General features: G+C 72.2%; 15 protein-coding genes, 1 tRNA gene and 1 riboswitch. Of the genes, 7 read left to right on the plus strand and 9 right to left on the minus strand.

Annotated elements, in window-relative coordinates; all coding sequences use genetic code 11:
• Positions 1-65: 65 nt before the first annotated feature.
• A complete protein-coding gene (locus ACWC2T_RS09475) occupies positions 66-575 on the minus strand; it encodes a MarR family winged helix-turn-helix transcriptional regulator (RefSeq protein ID WP_450669785.1) in 510 nt (169 codons plus the stop codon).
• A gap of 61 nt (positions 576-636) precedes the next feature.
• On the opposite strand from ACWC2T_RS09475, the gene ACWC2T_RS09480 reads away from it, so the two are divergent.
• A complete protein-coding gene (locus ACWC2T_RS09480) occupies positions 637-1,770 on the plus strand; it encodes a dihydrofolate reductase family protein (RefSeq protein ID WP_450669786.1) in 1,134 nt (377 codons plus the stop codon).
• A 71-nt stretch (positions 1,771-1,841) separates the two neighbouring features.
• Here the strand turns inward: ACWC2T_RS09480 and ACWC2T_RS09485 are convergent.
• A tRNA-Met gene (locus tag ACWC2T_RS09485) sits at positions 1,842-1,915 on the minus strand.
• Between the two features lie 299 nt (positions 1,916-2,214).
• Positions 2,215-2,361, plus strand: a riboswitch (cyclic di-AMP (ydaO/yuaA leader).
• A gap of 9 nt (positions 2,362-2,370) precedes the next feature.
• On the opposite strand from ACWC2T_RS09485, the gene ACWC2T_RS09490 reads away from it, so the two are divergent.
• Positions 2,371-3,399 carry a M23 family metallopeptidase gene (locus ACWC2T_RS09490; protein ID WP_450669787.1) on the plus strand — a complete coding sequence of 343 codons (1,029 nt, stop codon included), beginning with the start codon at positions 2,371-2,373 and terminating at the stop codon, positions 3,397-3,399.
• A 76-nt stretch (positions 3,400-3,475) separates the two neighbouring features.
• Positions 3,476-4,420, plus strand: coding sequence for an aldo/keto reductase (locus ACWC2T_RS09495; protein ID WP_450669788.1), 945 nt, complete (start codon positions 3,476-3,478; stop codon positions 4,418-4,420).
• A 73-nt stretch (positions 4,421-4,493) separates the two neighbouring features.
• Here ACWC2T_RS09495 and ACWC2T_RS09500 read toward each other — a convergent pair whose 3' ends face one another.
• From ACWC2T_RS09500 to ACWC2T_RS09515, 4 genes are all read right to left on the minus strand, one after another.
• Complete coding sequence (locus ACWC2T_RS09500; RefSeq protein ID WP_450669789.1) at positions 4,494-5,861, minus strand: PrsW family intramembrane metalloprotease; 1,368 nt, start codon at positions 5,859-5,861, stop codon at positions 4,494-4,496.
• Between the two features lie 42 nt (positions 5,862-5,903).
• The gene (trmB, locus tag ACWC2T_RS09505; RefSeq protein WP_450669790.1) at positions 5,904-6,770 is read right to left on the minus strand and encodes a tRNA (guanosine(46)-N7)-methyltransferase TrmB; all 867 of its coding nucleotides are present in this window, start codon (positions 6,768-6,770) and stop codon (positions 5,904-5,906) included.
• A 23-nt stretch (positions 6,771-6,793) separates the two neighbouring features.
• A complete protein-coding gene (gene lhgO / locus ACWC2T_RS09510) occupies positions 6,794-8,017 on the minus strand; it encodes an L-2-hydroxyglutarate oxidase (protein WP_450669791.1) in 1,224 nt (407 codons plus the stop codon).
• Between the two features lie 61 nt (positions 8,018-8,078).
• Positions 8,079-9,503 carry an MFS transporter gene (locus ACWC2T_RS09515; RefSeq protein ID WP_351208724.1) on the minus strand — a complete coding sequence of 475 codons (1,425 nt, stop codon included), beginning with the start codon at positions 9,501-9,503 and terminating at the stop codon, positions 8,079-8,081.
• 668 nt (positions 9,504-10,171) lie between these two features.
• Between ACWC2T_RS09515 and ACWC2T_RS09520 the strand changes: the two genes are divergently transcribed.
• Positions 10,172-12,247, plus strand: a complete 2,076-nt coding sequence (locus tag ACWC2T_RS09520) for an asparagine synthase-related protein (RefSeq protein ID WP_450669792.1) — start codon at positions 10,172-10,174, stop codon at positions 12,245-12,247.
• Between the two features lie 85 nt (positions 12,248-12,332).
• On the opposite strand, the gene ACWC2T_RS09525 is transcribed toward ACWC2T_RS09520, so the two are convergent.
• Together ACWC2T_RS09525 and ACWC2T_RS09530 are read right to left on the minus strand one after the other, a co-directional pair.
• The gene (locus ACWC2T_RS09525) at positions 12,333-14,228 is read right to left on the minus strand and encodes a sigma-70 family RNA polymerase sigma factor (protein ID WP_450669793.1); all 1,896 of its coding nucleotides are present in this window, start codon (positions 14,226-14,228) and stop codon (positions 12,333-12,335) included.
• A 289-nt stretch (positions 14,229-14,517) separates the two neighbouring features.
• The gene (locus tag ACWC2T_RS09530; RefSeq protein ID WP_450669794.1) at positions 14,518-15,288 is read right to left on the minus strand and encodes a TetR/AcrR family transcriptional regulator; all 771 of its coding nucleotides are present in this window, start codon (positions 15,286-15,288) and stop codon (positions 14,518-14,520) included.
• 375 nt (positions 15,289-15,663) lie between these two features.
• Between ACWC2T_RS09530 and ACWC2T_RS09535 the strand changes: the two genes are divergently transcribed.
• Complete coding sequence (locus ACWC2T_RS09535; protein ID WP_450669795.1) at positions 15,664-17,043, plus strand: NAD(P)/FAD-dependent oxidoreductase; 1,380 nt, start codon at positions 15,664-15,666, stop codon at positions 17,041-17,043.
• Positions 17,044-17,176: 133 nt separating this feature from the next.
• Complete coding sequence (locus tag ACWC2T_RS09540; protein WP_450669796.1) at positions 17,177-18,823, plus strand: ATP-binding SpoIIE family protein phosphatase; 1,647 nt, start codon at positions 17,177-17,179, stop codon at positions 18,821-18,823.
• Positions 18,824-18,935: 112 nt separating this feature from the next.
• Here the strand turns inward: ACWC2T_RS09540 and ACWC2T_RS09545 are convergent, their stop codons facing one another.
• Positions 18,936-20,225, minus strand: a complete 1,290-nt coding sequence (locus ACWC2T_RS09545; protein ID WP_450669797.1) for an MFS transporter — start codon at positions 20,223-20,225, stop codon at positions 18,936-18,938.
• A gap of 110 nt (positions 20,226-20,335) precedes the next feature.
• Between ACWC2T_RS09545 and ACWC2T_RS09550 the strand changes: the two genes are divergently transcribed.
• Entirely contained in the window at positions 20,336-20,887 is a 552-nt protein-coding gene (locus ACWC2T_RS09550) for a MarR family winged helix-turn-helix transcriptional regulator (protein ID WP_351208732.1), read from the plus strand.
• The last annotated feature ends 653 nt before the right edge of the window (positions 20,888-21,540 follow it).

Raw genomic sequence — 21,540 nt, forward strand, 5'->3', positions numbered from 1 at the left:
GGACCCTACCTCATGCTTCAAAGTTAAAGCAACGGAATTCGGGGCATCGTCCGCATCCGCCGCGATCACGAACAGGAGGAACGGCGCCGCCAGGGCAGGTCCTCCGTTCCGGGCTCGGCGCCCTCGCCCTGCAGCCCGCGCGCGATCCCCGTGCAGATCTCCTCCAGCTGCCCCACCTGCTCCGGCGTGAGCCGGTCGAACAGGGTGGCGCGCACGGTCTCGACATGCCCGGGCGCCGTACGCTCCAGTACGGCCATCCCCTCGTCCGTCAGCACGGCGATGCTGCTGCGCTTGTCCCAGCGGCAGTCCTCCCGGCGCACCAGCCCGTCCCGCTCCAGCCGGGTCACCGCGTACGTCAGCCTGCTGCGCGTGATCTTCAGCTTCTCGGCGAGATCGGTCATCCGCAGCCGCCGGTCGGCCGCCTCGGACAGGTTGGCCAGCACGGAGTAGAACAGGTGCGGCATGCCGGCGTCCTGCTGGAGCTGTCGGTCGATCGCGTCCTCCAGGAGGTGCGTCGCGGCCATGTACGCGCGCCAGGCGCGCTGCTCCTCGGGGCTGAGCCAGCGGGTCGTCATGCCGCCAGTGTAAGTTTGTTTCAAACTTGAACCAAGACTCGCCTCCAGGGAGACCGCGCCGATGTCGTACCCGTACGTGCTGCTGTCCGCCGCCGTCTCTCTCGACGGCTACCTGGACGACACCGGCCCCGACCGGCTCCTGCTGTCCAGCCCGGCCGACTTCGACCGGGTCGACGCGGTACGGGCCTCGGTCGACGCCATCCTGATCGGCGCCGGCACGATCCGCGCCGACAACCCGCGGCTGCTGGTCAACTCCGTCGAGCGCCGCGCGGCGCGGGTGCGGGAGGGCCGGCCGGAGTACCCGCTGAAGGTCACCGTCACCGCCACCGGCGACCTCGACCCCGACGCCAACTTCTGGCGCACCGGCGGCGCGAAGCTCGTCTACACGACCGACGCGGGCGCCGAGCGCGCGCTCCGGCGCGTCGGTGACGCCGCCGACGTCGTCCCGCTCGGCCCCGGCCTCGACTGGCGGGCCCTGCTGGCCCACCTGCACGACGTGCGCGGCATCGGGCGGCTGATGGTCGAGGGCGGCGGCACGGTCCACACCCAGCTGCTGCAGCTGGGCCTCGCCGACGAGCTCCAGCTGGTCCTCGCGCCGCTGTTCGTCGGCGACCCGGCCGCGCCCCGACTGTTCGGTCCCGGCGGCTATCAGGCCGGCCGGCTGCGCCTGACCGAGACCCGACGTATCGAGGACGTGGTCCTCATGCGCTACGAGCCCACGGCCCCGGGCGCGGGCGCGGTCGCCACCGCCGCCGACCGGCACTGGCTGCGCACCGCCTGCGAGCTCGCCGCCCAGTGCCCGCCGTCCCGGACGGCGTTCAGCGTCGGCGCGGTGGTGGTCGCGGCCGACGGCACGGAGCTGGCCCGTGGCCACTCCCGGGAGGGCGGGGATCCCGTGGTCCACGCGGAGGAGGCCGCGCTGGCGAAGATCGACCCGGCCGAGCCCCGGCTGGGCGGCGCCACCGTCTACAGCAGCCTGGAGCCGTGTTCCCGGCGGGCCTCGCGGCCCGCGCCCTGTGCCGAGCTGATTCTCCGGGCGGGGGTGCGCAGGGTGGTCACGGCGTGGCAGGAGCCGGACACGTTCGTGGCGGCGGCCGACGGGACGGGCGTCCTGGTCAAGGGCGGTGCCGAGGTGGTCGTACTGCCTGAGCTGGCGGGACTCGCCAAGGCACCGAACGCCCACTTGCTGGGATGACGCGGAAAACGGGGGCAGGGAAAACACTCAGGGCCGGAAACCATCTCTGGCTTCCGGCCCTGAGTCTTCAGTAGCGGGGACAGGATTTGAACCTGCGACCTCTGGGTTATGAGCCCAGCGAGCTACCGAGCTGCTCCACCCCGCGTCGTTGTGACTCCAGAGTACCCCATGCTCAGGGCGGCATGCACACCGCTTTCCCGGCACGGGTGATCGACTTCACGGACGGTGACCGGACGACCGCCCTCCGCATAACATCTGAGACACCATCAAAAACTCCGACGCTCATGAACCGTGGCCAACTCGCCCGATTTGCAGCGCTCCTGGCCGATTGGTCCGCGGTCGAAAAGGTTAATGATCAAGCCGAACGGCTTGGAAAGTGACTCTCAGGTCTATTAACGTTCGATAACGCAGCGCGGTCGTCCCAGCCGTCACAAGAGGCGGCTCCGTGCGCACGCGCCGAATCCCGCGAGGGAACCGGGGAACCACCACCTTGGGGTGAATCGCACGAATGCCACAGTTGGTATACGCGCGTAGGAGACCTTCCTGCTCCGAACCCGTCAGCTAACCCGGTAGGCGGAGGAAGGAAAGGAGTACGCCCGAGTGGCGTCCAACCGGCCCGCCCCAGAAGCCCCGTTCGTGCCCTCGCAAGCCCAGCCGGAGACCTTCGGCTACGGCGCCTACCGCGCCGAGGAGGGGCCCTGGGAGGAGTGGAACCCCACCGAGGACTCCGTCGCCGCGGTCCGTGGCCGGCACCGCGTCGCCAAGCAGCGCGGCGGCTTCGCGCGCAGCTCCACCGTCCTCGGCGTCGGCGTGATGGCCGCGGTCGGCGCGGGCGGCATGGCCAGCGCCAACACCGGCAAGCCGCCGGTCTCCATATCCCTGCCGGACCTGGACTCCGTCGAGCACGTCTTCGGCGGCGGCTCCTCCGACGCGTCCCAGGCCACCGCCACCGGCCTCAGCAAGGTCGGCGTGAGCACCGACAGCGCCGAGGGCAGCAACGCCGGCGAGGCCCTGCGCAACCGGATCATGGCCCAGGCCGAGCAGCAGAAGGGCCAGGCGAGCAGCAAGGTCACCGCCGCCGCGATCGCCGCGGCCGACCAGCAGACCGCCGACGCGGCCGCCAAGGCGGAGAAGGAGGCCGCCGCCAAGGCCGCCGCCGCCAAGCAGCAGGCGGAGGCCGACGCCCAGCAGGCCGCCGAGGCGAAGCGGCTGGCCGAGCTGGCCAAGGAGTACACGCTGCCGGTCGTCTCGTACACGATCACCGGCACCTTCGGGCAGCCCGGCGCCATGTGGTCCTCCGGCTACCACACCGGCCTCGACTTCGCCGCCCCCACCGGCACCCTCATCAAGGCCGTCCACAGCGGCACGGTCACCCAGGCCGGCTGGGCCGGCGCCTACGGCTACCGCACCGTCATCACCCTCGACGACGGCACCGAGCTGTGGTTCTGCCACCAGTCCTCGATCAACGTCTCCGTCGGCCAGAAGGTCTCCACCGGCCAGGTCATCGGCCGGGTCGGCGCCACCGGCAACGTCACCGGCCCGCACCTGCACCTGGAGGTCCACCCGAACGGCCAGGCCACCGCCATCGACCCGGCGCCGTGGCTGCGCGACAAGGGCCTCAACCCCTGAGCCCCACTGCTCCATCCGCGGGATCCCGCCGCCGACGGTGGAATGCGATCATCCACCGTCGGCGTTGACTTGGAGCATGACTTCTCTGCGCACACTCGGTTCCTCCGACCTCGAGGTCTTCCCGCTCTGCCTCGGCGGCAACGTCTTCGGCTGGACCGCCGACGAGGAGACCTCCTTCGCCGTCCTCGACGCCTACACGGCGGCCGGCGGCAACTTCATCGACACCGCCGACTCCTACTCGGCGTGGATCGAGGGCCACAAGGGCGGCGAGTCCGAGACGATCATCGGCAAGTGGGTCAAGGCCCGCGGCAACCGCGACAACGTCGTCATCGCCACCAAGGTCAGCCAGCACCCCGAGTTCCAGGGCCTGTCCGCCGCCAACATCAAGGCCGCCGCCGACGCCTCCCTGCGCCGCCTGGACACCGACCACATCGACCTCTACTACACCCACTTCGACAAGCCCGAGATCCCGGTCGAGGAGATCATCGGCGCGCTGGACGAGCTGGTGAAGGCGGGCAAGGTCCGCCAGATCGGCGCCTCCAACATCAGCCCCGAGCGCCTGCAGGCCTCCCTGGACTTCTCCGACCGCGAGGGCCTGGCCCGCTATGTCGCCCTCCAGCCCCACTACAACCTCGTCTCCCGCGACACCTACGAGGGCCCGCTGCAGGACCTGGCCGCCAAGGAGGGGCTGTCCGCGGTGTCCTACTTCTCGCTGGCCTCGGGCTTCCTGACCGGCAAGTACCGCCCCGGCACCAAGGTCGACAGCGCCCGCGCGAGCCGGGCCCAGCAGTACGCGGAGTCCTTGCGCGGCCAGAAGGTGCTGGCGGCCCTGGACGAGATCGCCGCCGCCCATGACGCCCCCGTCGCCCGGGTCGCCCTCGCCTGGCTCCTGGCCCAGCCGACGATCACGGCCCCGATCGCCTCGGCCCGCACGGTGGACCAGCTCCCGGCCCTCCTGGACGCGGTGGGCCTGAAACTGACGGGGGAGGAAGTGCAGAAGCTGACGGACGCCTCCGCCTAGGTCACCCTCTCCCTCCGCCTGGGTCACCCTCTCGCGGATTCCGGCGGTGCCGGGCCCTCCGCAATCCGGCCGGCTAGGACCGGTACGGGTTGTACGCGGAGTACGGCGCCGCCGGATACCCGTACGCCGGCCCGGACGCCGCAGGCATCTGCACCGCCGGATACCCGGGACCCGGCCCCGGCCCCGGCGCCGCGGGCATCGCCGCCCAGCGGGCCGGGACCGGAAGCGACGCCCTCGCCGCGTACTCCAGGGCCGGCCGCGCCAGCTCCCGTCGCTTCCACAGCTCGTCCAGCAGCTCCCGCTCCCGTACGACGAAGTCGGCCCCGGCCTTCCCCTTGCGCCCCCGGTGCCGCAGAAAGGCGAGCGAGGTGGCGTAGGCCTCGTACTGCGCCACCGCCCGCGCTGCCGGCCGGCCGCCGTGGTGCCGGGCGTAGTCACGGGCCGTCCGCCGCGCCCGCATCGACCCGAGCGCGAACGGCTCGGCCGGCCCCAGCCACCCGGCCAGCACGTACGCCGGCAGCTCCTCCCGTACGGTCCGCAGTTCCCGCTGCCGCGTGAAGATCGCGAGCCAGGTCAGCAGCCCGAACACGGGCACCATGAAGCCGCCGTAGACGGCGAAGAACCCGAACTCGCCGAAGGTGGAGGAGCCGTTCCAGAAGGCGTGCATGCTCATCGCGAGCAGCAGACCGCAGACCGGCAGCAGCGCGCGCCGGGCGCGCTGCCGCTCGGCGGAGAGCGCGGCGATGCCGAAGCCGAGGCCGGTGAGAGTGGTGAACAGAGGGTGCGCGAACGGCGACATCACGATGCGCACGAAGAAGGTGGCGGCGGTGACGGAGGCGATGCCGCGGCCGCCGCTCATCTGGTCGGCGCCGAAGGCCGTACCCAGGTAGAGGATGTTCTCGGTGAACGCGAACCCGGTGGCGGTGATGCCCGCTATCACCACTCCGTCGACGATCCCCGTGAAGTCACGTCTGCGGAAGAGGAAGACGAGCAGGACGGCGGCGGCCTTGGCGGACTCCTCCACGATGGGCGCTATCACGGTGGCGCCGAGGGTGTCGGCGCCGGCCGGATCGGCGGTGGCGGTGGCTATCCACTTGGTGGCGAAGCTGTTGGCGACGATGGCGATCAGCGCCGCCGCGCACGCTCCCCAGGCGAAGGCGAAGACCAGGTTCCGCCAGGGGCCGGGCTCCACCCGGTCCAGCCACCGGAAGGCCGCTATCAGCCACGGCACGGGCAGCACGGCGAGAGCGAGCCCGACGAGGAACCCCTCGGTGCCGGTCTGCCTGCGCACCAGCGCGAGGATGACGAGCCCGGACAGCGCGAGCAGGGTGATCAGCGCTCCGTACCGCACCCACCTGCGCTGCCACCAGTGCGGATGGCGCAGCGGAAGGGGCCCGTGGGCGCCCGGGGGATACGTCGGAAACGGAGGACTGGTGGCCACGGCATCGACCCTAACGGTGGCGGGACGAGGGGCTGGAGCGGTTTATCGGTCCTGAAGCGGTTCGGGTGCTCGACCCGCTCGGTCTGCCCGGTCCTGGTGCGGTACGCGCCGGAAGAGCAGATCGTTCACCACATGTCCCTTGTCCAGTCCCTGGCCCTCGAAACGGGTCAGCGGCCGGAACTCGGGGCGCGTCGCGAAACCGCCGTCCGCCTGCGTGTTCTCGAAGTCGGGGTGCGCGGTGAGCACCTCGAGCATCTGCTCGGCGTACGGCTCCCAGTCGGTCGCGCAGTGCACGAGCGCGCCGGGTCTCAGCCGGGTCGCGGCGAGCGTCAGGAACTCGGGCTGGATCAGCCGCCGCTTGTGGTGCCGCTTCTTGGGCCAGGGGTCCGGGAAGTACACCCGCAGCCCGTCGAGGGCGTCGGGGGTGAGCATCTCCCGGAGCAGGATGATCGCGTCCCCGTTGCCCACCCGGACGTTGGACAGCCCGCCCCGGTCGGCGAGAGCCAGCAGATTGCCCTGGCCCGGAGTGTGCACGTCGACCGCGAGGATGTTGGTGTCCGGGTCGGCGGCGGCCATCTGCGCGGTGGCCTCGCCCATGCCGAACCCGATCTCCAGCACGACCGGCCGGTCGTTGCCGAACAGCTCACGCAGGTCGATGACCCGCTGTCCGTCGATGTCCAGCCCCCACGTGGGCCACAGCCGCTGCAGCGCGTCCGCCTGTCCCGCGGTCACCCTGCTCCGCCGCGGCTGGAAACTCCGGATCCGCCGCTCGAAGTGCGACCCGGCGGGATCGGCTTTGGGCCCGTCCGGGAACCGCGGCTCCCCCTTGGCCCGGGTGTGCCGGACGGACACGCCGGGGATGTGGGGGGTCGGCGAGGCGGTTTCGGGGACGTTCAGGAACTCAGACACAGTGCTTCCGATTTTACGGGGCCCTACGAGGTGGCCCTCTCGAGCATGTCCAGCACCCGGCGTCCGACCTCCCGCCCGATCGGCAGCGAAGCGGTGGCCGCGGGCGAGGGTGCGTTCAGCACATGCACGGCCCGCGCCCCTTCCCGGATGAGGAAGTCGTCCACCAGCGTCCCGTCCCGCAACACGGCCTGCGCCCGCACCCCGGCAGGGGCCCGCACCAGGTCGTCCGCCTGCACCCCGGGCAGCAGCCTGCGCACCGCCGTCAGGAACGCCCCCTTCGACAGCGAGCGGTGCAGTTCCCCCGCGCCGTGTCTCCAGTGCCGCCGGGCGATCGCCCACGACCCCGGCCAGGTCACGGTCCCGGCCAGCTCCCGGGGTCGTACAACCCGCCAGCCGTACCCCTCCCGGGCCAGCGCCGGCACCGCGTTGGGGCCGATGTGCACCCCTCCGTCGATGCCCCGGGTCAGATGGACCCCGAGGAACGGGAAGGCCGGATCCGGCACCGGATACACCAGCCCGCGCACCAGCTCCGGCCGCGCCAGCTCGTAGTACTCCCCGCGGAACGGCACGATCCGCACCTCGGGCTCGTCCCCGGTCAGCCGCGCGATCTCGTCGCAGTACAGCCCGGCGCAGTTCACCAGCACGCGCGCGCGTACGACGTCGCCGCCCGAGGTGAGCACGGCCACGCCCCGCTCGGGCCGCCGGTCGACCCGGACGACCCGGGCGCCGTACCGGATCTCGGCGCCGGAGGCCTGCGCCAGCTGCCGGGCCACGCCGACGAAGTCGCACACCCCTGTCGTACCGACGTGTATCGCCGCGAGCCCGCGCACCTCGGGTTCGTACTCACCGATCTGTGCGGAGCCCAGCTCCCGCACCGGTATGCCGTTCTCCCGGCCTCTCTGCACGAGTGCGTGCAGACGGGGCAGCTCCTCCCGCTCGGTGGCGACGATCAGCTTGCCGGTGACGGCGTGCGCGATGCCGTACTCCGCGCAGAACTTGACCATCTCGGCAGCGCCCCGCACCGCGTACCGCGCCTTGAGGGAGCCCGGCCGGTAGTAGATCCCGCTGTGGATGACCCCGCTGTTGCGGCCCGTCTGGTGCCGGGCCGGCCCCGGCTCCTTCTCCAGCACGGTGACCGCCGTGCCCGGCGCGGCCCGCGTGATCGCATACGCCGTGGACAGCCCGACGATCCCCCCACCGACCACGAGCACATCACAGTCGTACGCCCCGACCGGCACCTGCACCACCTCCCACCTCGATAGTGCACTGCGCCACTGACAACGCCTTCAAACGCCCGTGTGAGGGTTCTCAGGCCGGAGCCATCAGCAGCGGGCGGGCCCGCTCCCGCAGCTCCACCACCCTCGGCTCGTCCCCGTACGGCTCCAGCCGGTGCAGCAGGTCCTTCACGTACTCGGTCGTGCGCGCCGACGAGATCCGCCCGGCCACCTCCACGGCCCGCACCCCCTGCTCGCAGGCGGCGTCGAGGTTCCCGGACTCCAGCTCGGCGACGGCCGACACGACCAGCCGCAGGCCGTGCGACCGCACGAACTCCTCGGTCGGCTTGGACAGCGCCTGTTCCGTGAACCGCCGCACCTGCCGAGGTGCCTTCAGGTCCCGGTAGCACTCGGCCGCATCGGCGGCAAACCGGTCATATCCATAAAAACCAAGCCAAGAAGGATCGTTGTCGCCCTCCCGCGACCGCTCGAGCCATCCCTCGGCCGCCTTCAGCGCCGCACCGGCCGCCTGCGCGTCCCCGGCACGCGCGTGTGCCCGCGCCTCCACCAGCCGGAAGAAACTCATCGTCCGCGCGGTCGCCAGCCCGCGGTTGCGCTCCAGCGCGGCCTGCGCCAGATCGACCCCCTCGTCGCCGAAGCCGCGGTACGTCGCCTGCAGCGACATGGAGGCCAGCACGTAGCCGCCCAGCGGTACGTCCGCCGCCGCGCGCGCGAGGCGCAGCGCCTGGATGTAGTACCGCTGCGCCGCTTCCTGCTGGCCGGTGTCGAAGGCCATCCACCCCGCGAGCCGGGTGAGTTCGGCGGAGGCGCCGAAGAGCGCGCGGCCGACCTCGTCGGAGTAGGAGCCGAGCAGCAGGGGCGCCGCCTCCACCCGCAGGCACTCCGGGACCATCGATGAACGCCAGTCCCCGCCGCCGTACTTGGAGTCCCAGCGCCTCGCGTCCTCGGCGGCCTCCCGCAGCTTCTGCACATCGCTGTGGCCGACTTTGATCGGTGCGCCGGAGCCCTCGGCGGAGCCCGCCTCCCGCGCGACCGAGCTGTCGGCGGGGGTTATCAGCCAACGTGAGGCAGGCGTTGCGTATGCGCTCACTGCGAACGATCCCGCGAGCGACTGCCAGATGCCGCCGGAGCCGGCCCGGCGCCCGGCGAGGTCGAGACGGTACAGCTCCGTCGCCGACTTCACCGCCTGTCCTACGTCTCTGGGGAAGGCGAGGCCCACTTCGGGTGCGGGATCCGCGTCCGCCAGGCCGATCTCGTGGAGCGGCACCGGGCGGCCGAGCTTCTGGCCGATGGCGGCCGCGATGAGGTGCGGCGCCGCGCCCTGCGGCACCATCCCCTTCGACACCCAGCGCGCCACCGAGGTCTTGTCGTAGCGAAGAGTCAACCCGCGCTGCGCACCAAGGTCGTTGACGCGCCGTGCGAGTCCTGCGTTGCTGATTCCCGCGAGGGCGAGAACGGCGCCGAGCTTTTCGTTCGGCCCGCGTTGCTCCCTGGACATGCGCCACCCCTCGACACAGACGGCTGCCGCGCTGGCATAACCACGCGGCATTCGTAAACCCAGCGTAGTTCGCCGCATCCCAAGCGTTAAGGGGCATTGTTCCGGATGGCGGGATTGTGGTCCGTACGAAGGTGCGGTCCTGTACGCACCGTGCACGGCCTGTCGCCGCGTGCCCCCGCCCGTGTGGCCGTGCGCCCGTCCGTGCGCTCTTCTCCGGCCATCGGGGGAGCGGTTCCATGACTCTTGCGTGGGTCGGCCCGCTGTACTGGATCCAGTGGGCTGGGGGACACCGCCACCTTCATCCCCGCGGGTGGCGGACCGGTCCGGGAGGCGATGCCCGCCTCCCGGACTGTGCGCGTGTTCGCGCCGCCACGCGCTCCGCAGGCCTGTACGGAGCGTGCTCAAGTTCGCCATCGCTCAGCGAATTTGGCCGAAAATCGACCCCGCCCGTCGCGGCCGACATGTGCTCCGACCATGCAACTTGAGGGCGCGAAGGGTGTTTTGAGGGAGCGTACAGGGGGCGCATTCGAGTCGCACCGCCCGCATGCCCACCGGGCATTTCCCTCGATCGAAGCCGGTGCCGCCGCCCCTCCACAACGCGCCTCTCATGGCAGCATGGGGATCCGGTTCGTACGGTGCACTGTTGTCCACAGCCTGTGGAGGCGTCGATGCGGTGGTTGGTGGGTTGGAGCAGCACCGCCGCGGGCGTCGCCGGGATCGGCACCGCGGGCGCCACCGGTTACGACGGCGAGACCCTGCACCCGGTCGGCTCCCAGCTCCTGTGGGGCGACCCGGATCCGCTGTGGGCCGTCGGCGACTGGCGCCCGGACGAGGTGCGCCTGGTGAAGGCCGACGGGGACAACCGCCTCGCCGTCCTCGGCATCTGCGGCGCCTCCGACGAGGAGCTGCGGCGCGGCCTGTTCACCGCGCGCGGGGGCGCCCTGCGCCATCTGACGAGCTGGCCGGGCAGCTACACGGCCGTCGTCAAGGTCGGCCGCCGCATCACCGTCTGCGGCGATCTCGCGGGCGCCCGCCCGGTGTTCCACACCCCCTGGGCCGGCGGCACCGCCTACGCCACCGCCGCGCTGCCCCTCGCCGACCTCATCGAGGCCAATCTCGACTTCGCCCACCTGGCCGCCCTGCTCGCCGCCCCGGACGTACCGGCCGCGCTGCGCGACACCACCCCGTACGAGGGCGTACGGCGCATTCCGCCGGGGCACGCACTCGTGCTGCGTGCCGGGGCGCGCGAGATCGCCGGGTACGAGCCGGTCGCCTCCCTCGCGGTGGCCGCGCCCCCCGCCGAGCCCGACCGTGCCGTGGACGCCGTACGGGACGCTCTGGTGGAGGCGGTGCGCACCCGGCTGTCGGCGCCCCGGCACGTGCCCGACCTCGACCCCGGCCCGGTGCCCGGCATGGGACCGGCCGAGCGGCGGGCCCGGCGCGGGATGCCCGTGCCCGGCATCGGCGCCGACCTCTCCGGCGGCCCCGCCTCCGGCACCCTCGCGCTGCTGGCCGCCGGGCTGCCCGGCAGACCCGGCACGCTCCTCGGCCACGGCACGGGCGCGGGCGAACGGCTCCTCGCCGTCACCTTCAACGACCTGGCCGTCGGCGGCCGCGAGGCCGAACTGGAGCGCGCCGGCGCGCTCGCCGCCAACCCGCGCCTGCACCACGTCGTCGTGACCGGCGCCGAGGAGACCCTGCCGTACGCCGACCTCGACGGCCCCCTCACCGACGAACCCGGACCCTCGCTGGTGACCGCCGTCCGGCACCGCGCCCGGCTCGCCGCGGGCAGCGCCGACCACTTCACCGGCCACGGCGCCCGCCAGGTCCTGGACGCCCACCCCGCCCGCCTCGCCGACCTCCTGATGGACCGCCAACGGCGGCACCTGGTCCGCCCGGTCGCCGCGCTCGCCAAGGCCGACGGCTCGGTGATGGTCCCCGCGCGCGTGTACGGCGCCGCCCGCCGGCTCGCCCGCACGCCCTACCGGGCCGGCCTGGAGGCGCTGGCCGAGCGGCTGATGCGGCGCCGGTTCGACGAGCCCCAGGGAGCGGTCGGCGCGTCCCTCGCCGCGCTGGCCTGGGCGAGACCGGGGCCGGCGGCGCGCTGGCTGACGGGGGAGGCGCTGGCCGAAGTATCGGTTCTGCTGCAGGCGGAGGCGGACCGCTCGGCAACCGGCGTCCAGCGTCCCGGCGAGTACCGCGCGCGTGCCGCCCTCGCCCGCCACGCCGCCGACCTGCGCGTCCTGGAACAGGCCGCCGAGATCCGCTCCCAGCGCCTGCACGCGCCGTTCCTCGACAACCAGGTCGTGCGCGCCTGCCGCGCCCTCCCGGAGGCGCTGCGCGTCCAGCCGGGCGCCCGCTCCTCCATCCTCCGCAGGGTCCTGGAGGGCGCCGGTGTCACCGACCTCCCGCCCGGCTGGGGCGCCCCCTCCCACGCCTCCTCGGCGGCGGCCGCACGCACGGGCCTGCGCGTGGCCGCCGACCCCCTCCAGGACCTCTTCGCCACCCCCCTGCTGGCCGACGCCGGCCTGGTGGAGGCCCGCGTCGTCCGCAAGGCGCTCCGCGCGGCGGCCGACGGCGCAGCCCTCCCCCTGGACGGCCTGGCCGACCTGGTCTCCCTGGAACTCTGGCTCCACCGCCTCCTCGCCCGGCGAGGCACCTGCTGGACGGGAACACCGGCACGCGCCCGTGCGGTGCCCTCCGGGATCCAGCCACGGAGGGACGCGTTGGCCTCCGGCGCGTGAGGGCTCGGGGCGCTGTCCCCGCCTGCCTGGTAGCGCAGCACCTCTCAGCGAGCAGCGCCACACCTGCCTGCCCCGGCCTTCCGGGCTACCGGCAGGTGAGCCGCGACTCCGCCCAGTCCGCGAGTGCCGCCTGGTCGAAGACGTTGCTGTGCGGGCGTACGACGAGCCGTACGGTCCTGCGCCCGGTGAGGTCCACATGGACGGGCACGGCCCGGTCGTGTCCCTTGACCATCCCCGACTGCCACAGCCGGACCCCGTCGGCCCAGACGGAGAAGGACACCTTGCCGAGGCCGAGTGTCATGTCGTCCACGCCGGCCAGTGCGTCGTAGGCGGTGCACTGTCGGTTGAGGGCGATGGTGACGGAGGACTCGCCGTGCACGGTCACCCCGCGCGCGTACTGCTTGCCGCCGATCGACATGCCGTGGCGCTGCCACACCCAGCTGCTCTCGGCGATCTGGATCTCCGGCTTGGTGCCGTCGCCGTCGACGTCGTAGCTGAGGTCGCTCACCTCGTAGACGGTGGGGGCGGGCGGCGGAGTGGGCGTCGGGGTCGGCTTGGGTGTCGGTGTGGGGGTGGGCGTAGAGGTGGGTGTGGGAGTCGGCCTGGGCGTCGGTTTCGGCGTGGGCGTGGGCGTCGGGGTGGGGGCCGGCTCGGGCGCGAGCACCGCCGGCTCCGGCGCGGGGTTCTTCTTCGACGGGGTCGGCTGCGGCGCCGGAGGCCGCACGACCGGCGCGGACGGCGACGGCTTGGCGACCTCCTTCGCCGGCGGACGGCTGTCGTTCACCAGCGCGAGCGCCACCGCGGCCGCGGCCACCGCGACCACACCGGCCGCGATCCCCGCCTTCACCGGCGCCCCGAGCCCCTCCGAGGCCGCCGCACCGCCCGCCCCGCCCGCCCCGCCGGACGACGACCCGGGTGCCGCCGCGGCGGCACCCGCCGCCCCCGCCCCGGCGCTGCCCGCGATGATGCCGAGCGCCTTGGCGTACCCGGCGGCGCCGAACCAGCCGATGACCGCGACCGGCACGACACCGGGGATTTGGCCGGCGACCTCTTCGATCTGCGTGGCCGCCAACCGGCACCTGGCGCATTCCTCCAGGTGCTTGCGCAGGCCCCGTTCGGCGCGGACGCGCAGTTTGCGGCGGGCGTAGGTGCCGAGCTGGTCGGCGTAGCGGGCGCACTCCTCGTCACCGGCGAGGGAGGCGCTGACGTGGGCCTGGAGGTAGGCCTGCTTCAGCCCCTCGCGGGCGCGGCTCGCCAGCACCCGCGTTCCGTTGGCGTCCAGCCCGAACAGCACGGCGACTTCGCTCGGGGACTCGTCCTCCACCTCGGTGTGCCACAGCACGGCCTGCCAGCGTTCGGGCAGCGAGCGGAAGGCCCGCATGGCCATGGACTGCTCGGCCTCGTGCATCGCGCGCACATCGGCGCCGAGGTCCAACCCCGCTCCGAAGGACCCCAAGGACGCGGTGTCGTCGGACACGTCGGAGGCGCGCGAGGCCTGCTGGGCGAAGACGGCGAAGTCGTCCACGAGTTGCTCGCGCCGGGCGGACCTGGTCCAGTGCGCGGCGACGCGCCGCACGGAGGTCAGCAGATAGGCCCGAACGGCGTGTTCGGGACCCGATCCGCCGCGCACCGCCTGCAGCATCCGGGCGAAGACCTCCGCCGTCAGGTCGTCGGCGGTGTGCCCGTCCCGGCAGCAGGTGCGCGCATACCGCCGTACGGCCTCCGCATGCCGCCGGTAGAGCTCCGCGTACGCGGAGTCGTCACCGCCGCGCATCCGCTCGATCAGCTCGCCGTCGTCGGACGGCGGCTGCCGGCGCGGCGGCAGCGCGCTGCCCTCACGCTGGGCCGGCACGCTCTTCTCGCTCCGCCCGCCGGCGGAAGCCGGACGCCCGCCCTGGTTCGGCACCTGGGGCGGGGTCGGGCCGGCGGCCTCCGCGCCCACGTCGTCACCGCGTGACTCGTCCCACCCGTCAACGCCCATCGCGGAAAGCCCCCGAAACCGGCCCAGCCCAACCCGTCACCGGCTCAGGGTGCCACACCGACTTTCGGTCAAGGCCAGCGTGTTCACGGCATCCACTCATCCGAGGGTTCTGGTCAGTGCCCGACACCGCCCACCACTCGAACGAGGGGGACGGCAGTTCTCCCAGGGGAGCGGGAGCGACCAAGCCCCCACGCCCCCGCAGCCCGACGACCGCACGCCCCCACCCACCCCGGACCCCCACCCCGGACCCCCACCCCGGACCCCCACCCCGGACCGGCCCGACAACCCCCTACGCCGGCCGAGACCGAAGCCCCTCCAGCAGAATGTCCAGCAGCCGCGCAGAAGCCGCCGCCTGCTGCGCGGCATCCGGCAGGGACGGCGCCGCCGTGGCGATCACCAGCAGCACGTCCCCCACGGACACATCCGCCCGCAGCTCACCGGCCGCCCGGGCCCGCTCGACCAGTTGCCCGACCACATCGAGCAACGCCCCGACCCCGTTGTCATCGGCGCCCCCGGCGGACTCCCCGGCCACCAGCCGCAGCTCACCGGAGCCCGGCTGCACCCGCTGCTGAGGCACCCGAGCCTCTTCGACGGACTCGGCCGAACCGGCGGAGCCCTGCGCGGAGCCGACCCGCAGGACCTGCGGCGGCAGCAACCGCCCCGCCCCCGACGCCACCGACGTCCGCAGGAACCGGGACAGCGCCGACCACGGCTCGTCCTCCTGCCCGAGCGCGGCCCGCGCCTGCTCGGTCAGCCGCGCGGTCTCCTCCTCGGCTATCCGCCGGACCAGTACGTCCTTGCTGGGAAAGCGCCGGTACACCGTGCCGACCCCGACCCGCGCGCGCCGCGCCACGTCCTCCATCGGCGCGCCGTACCCCGACTCGCCGAACACCTCACGCGCCGCGCGCAGCACGTGCTCCAGATTGCGCTGTGCGTCCACGCGCAGCGGGGTCGTACGCGCCCCGTCCGCGCGTCCGTTGCCCACCGCCGCGCTCATCGTCGCCCCACCGGCCGGTGCGATAGCCGCTGCGGATGACCAAGGCGTGTCCTGAACATGCATGTTTTTCCCCCGGTAATGACGTCTCCCCCCGGAGACTCCCCGCCTGTGACCCGGAGCGCCTGGAACTGAGTCGGTCTCGACCGGGTCCGCCCGTCGCGGCACCCGCTCGACCACATTCCCTACACCCCGTCGACACACGAACATAGTTGAGAGGGGGTCAATTCAGAAGGGGCAGGTTCCGCACAGTGCGCCCCCCGATCGGAGTACGAGTCTCGTACGTCCCGTTTCCGTACCTTCGCGCACCCTCGGCCGACCCCGCTGACCTGCCCCCTTTCGTCCCCTCCCGGCACCGCGCCCGGCTGCGTCCACACCAGGCCGCCAGTCACACAAATTGCCGGGGCTGTGGACAAACAACAGCGCCGGGTGCGTCATGGGATGGTGAAGGAACGTGCGCGCATTCTGGTTGTCGGCGGCGGCTACGTCGGGATGTACACGGCACTGCGTCTGCAGCGGAAGCTGAAGGGCGAGCTCAGGCGGGGTGACGTCGACATCACCGTCGTCACTCCCGACCCCTACATGACGTACCAGCCGTTCCTTCCGGAGGCGGCCGCGGGTTCGATTTCCCCTCGTCATGTCGTCGTACCGCTGCGTCGCGTCCTGGACCGGTGCCATGTGGTCGTCGGCGAGGTCACCTCCATCGACCACGCGGTGCGCACCGCCGCCGTCCACACGCTCGCCACCGCCGAGGAGGGGAATCCGGCCGAACTGCTCGGCTACGACGAACTCGTCCTCGCCCCCGGCTCGGTCTCCCGCACGCTGCCCATCCCCGGCCTCGCCGAGTACGGCATCGGCTTCAAGACCGTCGAAGAGGCCATCGGACTGCGCAACCACGTCATCGAGCAGATGGACATCGCCTCCTCCACCCGCGACCCCGCGATCCGCGACGCCGCCCTCACCTTCGTCTTCGTCGGCGGCGGCTACGCGGGCGTGGAAGCGCTCGCCGAACTGGAGGACATGGCCCGCTACGCCGCGCGCTACTACCACAACGTGCGCCCCGAGGACATGAAGTGGATCCTCGTGGAGGCCTCCGACCGCATCCTCCCCGAGGTCGGCGCGGAGATGGGCCGCTACACCGTCACCCAGCTGCGCCGCCGCAACATCCAGGTCCTGCTCGAAACACGCCTGGAGTCCTGTGCCGACCGCGTCGCCGTACTCAGCGACGGCCAGCGCTTCCCGACCCGTACGGTCGTGTGGACGGCCGGCGTCAAGCCCAGCCCGCTGCTCGCCGCCACCGACCTGCCGCTGACCGGGCGCGGGCGGCTGAAATGCACCGCCCAGCTGACCGTCGACGGCACGGAGCACGCCTGGGCGGCCGGGGACGCGGCGGCCGTACCCGACGTCACCGCCGCCGAGCCCGGCACCGAGACCGCCCCCAACGCCCAGCACGCCGTCCGCCAGGCCAGGGTCCTCGGCGACAACATCGCCCACGCGCTGCGCGGCGAGCCCCTGGAGACGTACGCCCACAAGTACGTCGGCTCGGTCGCCTCCCTCGGCCTGCACAAGGGCGTCGCCCAGGTCTACGGACGCAGGCTGAAGGGCTACCCTGCCTGGTTCATGCACCGCGTCTACCACCTCAGCAGGGTGCCCACCTTCAACCGAAAAGCCCGGGTTCTGGCCGAATGGACCCTCGCGGGGCTCTTCAAGAGGGAGATCGTCTCGCTCGGTTCGCTCGAACATCCGCGAGCGGAGTTCGAACTCGCTGCCGGTGGAAAGCCTCCTCACAGCCCCTCGGACGACCCGAAGGGGTCGTCCTGACCGGACCCAGGAACTCCCCGGCCCGCCCAGGCGTCTGACGGATGTCGCCGCGGCGCCGCCACCTGCCAGACTGCCCCACGTCCTCGGACGGGCCACCGGCCCGCCCTTAAGCACCCACGAGGCTTCTTCCCAAGTGAACTTCACGCGCTGGAGCGCCCGGCTCCCCGGAACGCAGCGCCGCGCCGCCGCGCGGACCGAGACCCCGGTCTCCCTGGACCGGCGGGGGGAAGGCTCCGTGCCCGCGGCCCGCGCGGAACAGCAGGCCGACGGCACACCCCCCGTGCCCGCCGTCGACGAACTGCCCGCGCGCGACGTCCTCGACCGCGTCCCGGCCCTGGTCGCCCTGGTGCACGGCCCCGACCACCGCATCGCGTACGTCAACGACGCCTATGTGGCGGCCTTCGGCGTACGGCCCATGGGCACACCCGCCCGCGAGGCGCTGCCCGAACTCTCCGAACTGGGCCTGCTCCCGCTCCTCGACCAGGTGCTGCGCAGCGGCAAGCCCCGCACCCTGAAGTCCCGCAAGGCGGTCGACGGCCGCTCCTACACCTTCACCTGCACCCCGGTCGACGAGGGCGGCGACCGCGACGGCGGCGTGCTCGTCTTCGCCACCGACGTCACCGACCACGCCGAGGCCGCCGAACGGCTGCGCGCCAGCGAGCGCCGCCAGCGCGAGACGGCGGTGACCCTCCAGCGCTCCCTGCTCCCGCAGGAACTGGAACAGCCCGACGACCTCCGGATCGCCGCCACCTACCACCCCGGCGGCACCGAGGCCGCCGTCGGCGGCGACTGGTACGACGTGATCACCCTCGGCGGCGGCCGCACGGCGCTCGTGATCGGCGACGTGATGGGCCGCGGCGTACGCGCGGCGGCGGTCATGGGCCAGCTTCGTACGGCCGTCCGGGCCTACGCCCGCCTGGACCTGCCCCCGCACGAGGTGCTCCAGCTCCTCGACGGCCTCGCCACCGAGATCGACCCCAACCAGATCGCCACCTGCGTCTACGCCATCCACGACCCCAACGAGGGCCGCCTGGTGTACGCATCGGCCGGCCATCTCCCCATCCTGGTCCGCGATGAGAACGGCACCGTCTCCCGCGCCGACGAGCCCACCGGCCCGCCGCTCGGCACCGGCGGCTGGATCCACTCGTCGGGCTCCATCGCCCTCGGCCCGGGCTCCACGGCGGTCCTCTACACGGACGGCCTGGTCGAACGCCGCGACGAGGACCTGGACGAGGGCATCGCGGCTCTCGAAGGAGCCCTGGCGGGCGCCACGGGCACCCCCCAGGTGATCTGCGACCGCCTGGTCCGCTCGGCCGGCGTCACCGCCGACCACGACGACGACGTCGCCGTCCTCGTCCTCCAGCACCCCTCCCGTACGGGCCCCGACGGCGACCTCTTCCGCAACGCGGCCCTGGAACTCCTCGGCGGCGTCGAAGCGGCCCCCCGCGCCCGCGCGTTCGCCTCCGGCGTGCTGACGAGCTGGCGTTTCCCGGTCGAGCTGCACGATCTCGGCGTCCTCGCCGCGAGCGAGCTGGTCGCCAACTCCCTCCAGCACGGCACGCCCCCCATGCGCCTGCGCCTGCGCCGCACCGACCGCCGCCTGATCATCGAGGTGACGGACGGCGACGACCACCTCCCACGCCGCCGCCGCGCGGAACCGGCGGACGAGTCGGGCCGCGGCATCGCCATCGTGGCGACGATCGCGTCCAACTGGGGCTGCCGGCGGACACCGGGAGGCGGGAAGGCGGTGTGGTGCGAGTTCGTACTGCCGAAGGGATAGCGCCGTAGCGCCGTAGCTGCGGGCAGTCGTGCCGCTGGGGCGGCACGGGTGGGCGCAGCGGCACCTCCCAGCGAGCAGCGCCCCACACCTGCCCAGTTACAGCACCGGTGCCTCACGCCTCCGCGGCCACCGGCTCCGCAGACGCCCCACCCCGGGCAACCATCCGGCTCCCGCGCGCCAGCCACGGCCGGTCCTGGACGGGGGTGAGCCGCCGCCCAAGCCGCAACGCCAGCACGCTGATCCCCAACGAGAACAGCAGGAACGTCACGATGTACGGCCCGTGCAGCTCGGCACCCAGCGGCCCGCCCACCGCCGGCCCCAGGGCCAGCGCCAGCTGCTTGACCAGCGCGAACGCGGAGTTGTACTGCCCGGCCATCCCCTCCGGGGCAAGGTCGGCGACCAGCGGAGCGACCGTCGGCGACAGCATCGCCTCACCCAGCCCGAACAGCGCGTACGTCGACACGAACGCGGCCGTCGCCATCTCCTGGCTCCCGTGCCCCAGCCCCGCGTACCCGGCGGCCAGCCAGGCCACGGCCCAGATCAGACCGACACCGGCGATGACCCGCGACCGCCGGCGGCGCTCCACGAACCTCAGCACGGCGAACTGGGCGACCACGATCATCAGCGTGTTCGCGGCCAGGGCCGTCCCCAGCGCGGAGGTGGATATCCCGGCGGCCTCGACGCCGTACGCGCTCAACCCGGACTCGAACTGGCCGTAGCAGGCGAAGAACAGCACGAAACCCAGCACACACAGCTGCACCATCGCCCGGTTCCCGAGCAGCCGCCTCCAGCTGCCCTTCGCCGACCGTGCCGGAGCGTCCTCGATCCGCGGCGAGTGCGGCATCCGCACGGTCGCCATCACACCGACCAGCAGCAGGAACATCGCCGCCTCGATCGCGAACAGCAGCGTGAACGACGACACGCGGGTGGTGTCGACGAGATGACCGCCGATGAGGCCGCCTATACCGAGCCCCAGGTTCTGCAGGAAGAACTGCATGGCGAACGCCCGCGACCGCGTGTCGGCCGTGGAGCAGTCCACGATCATCGTCGCCAGCGCCGGCTGCATCACGGCCTGCCCGGCCCCGAGCGCCGCGGCCGACAGCAGTACGGCGGCGGCACTGCCCGCGAGACCGAGGCTCAGCGCACCGACGGCGGCCATGACCAGGGCGGCGAGCAGGACCGGCAGCGGGCCGCGCCGCACGATCGCCCGCCCGGCGAACGGCAGCACGATCAGCGCGGCCACAGCAAAGACAGCGAGCACGAGACCCGCCGTCATGGCCCCCAGCCCACGCACCTGCGCCACGTAGACGTACAGGTAGGGGACGGTGAAGCCGAGCCCGAACGCGCTGAGTGCGTTGCCCACGTGGATCCGGCGCATCGCTGCGCCCATCGCCCTGGTCACGTTCACCTCTCTCACTAGTTAGTCTCGAAGACTTCAAAGCTAAAGTTCGAAGCTAAAGACTACACATGGAAGGACTTCAACGCAAAGGCGCTACGTGCGATACTGCGGCCATGGCCGACACAGCCCCCGACCTCACAGAGCCGACGCTCGAAGAGCAGATCGCCGCCTACCAGCGCGAGTTCCGGGACCTGGACCCACAGGTCGAGAAGATCGTGTCGGCGCTGTCCCGGCTCAACCGGCGCATGAACGTCGCCTATGGCCGCCAGACCGCCGACCTCGGCATCAGCAACGCCGAGTGGGAGGTGCTCAAGGCGCTGGTCCTCTCCGGCGCCCCCTACCGCATGGGCCCCAGCGACCTCGCCAAGCGCCTGGGCCTCACCCCGGCCGCGATGACCCACCGGATCGACCGCATGGTCTCCGAAGGGCTGGTCACCCGTGAGCGGGACGAGTCCAACCGTGTGCGGGTCATCGTCGAGCTCACCCCGGAGGGCCGGGAGAAGTGGCTGGAGGCGATGCGCCTGGCGACCGTCTTCGAGGAGGACCTGCTGCAGGACCTCACTCCGGCGGAGCGCGCGGTGCTCGGCGAGGTCCTGACCAGGCTCCTGCGCCGGGTGGAGCACGCCCAGCCGGACGCAGGCGGCCGGCTCAGCGACCTCGACTGAGACGACCTGAGGGCGGCATAGCTGAGGCCGACATAAAAGATCTTGACAGAGGGGTGTTGACACGCCCCTGGCTGTTCCGTAAAGTTCTTCGAGTTGCCACGGAGCCGTAACGGTTCTTCGGCAGCACCTCAGCCGCCCCGAGCGGCACCTCTCACATCATCAGCACGATCTCCCGGACGGGTTGATTTCGGCGTGCCCGAATTCAATTCGAATGGAGGCGCGGCGGTCCGATTGGGAATCGCCGAGCGGATCCGCTAAGGTTTGAGACGTCGGAACGGCCCAACGGCCCGGATGACAAGCCCCCCTGACTGGGAGTCAGACGCCGAAAGGATCTGATAGAGTCAGAACCGCCGGAAAGGGAAACGCGAGAGCGGGAACCTGGAAAGCACCGAGGAAATCGGATCGAGAAAAGATCTGATAGAGTCGGAAACACCGAAGGGAAGCGCCCGGAGGAAAGCCCGAGAGGGTGAGTACGAAGGAAGTGACCGTTCCTTGAGAACTCAACAGCGTGCCAAAAGTCAACGCCAGATATGTTGATACCCCGTCTCCGGTCATCATGATCGGGGCGAGGTTCCTTTGAAATACACAGCGAGGACGCTGTGAACGGTCGGATCATTCCTCCGACTGTTCCGCTCCCGTGAAAAGCATTCACG

It is taken from the genome of Streptomyces sp. NPDC001393 (genome assembly GCF_053597455.1).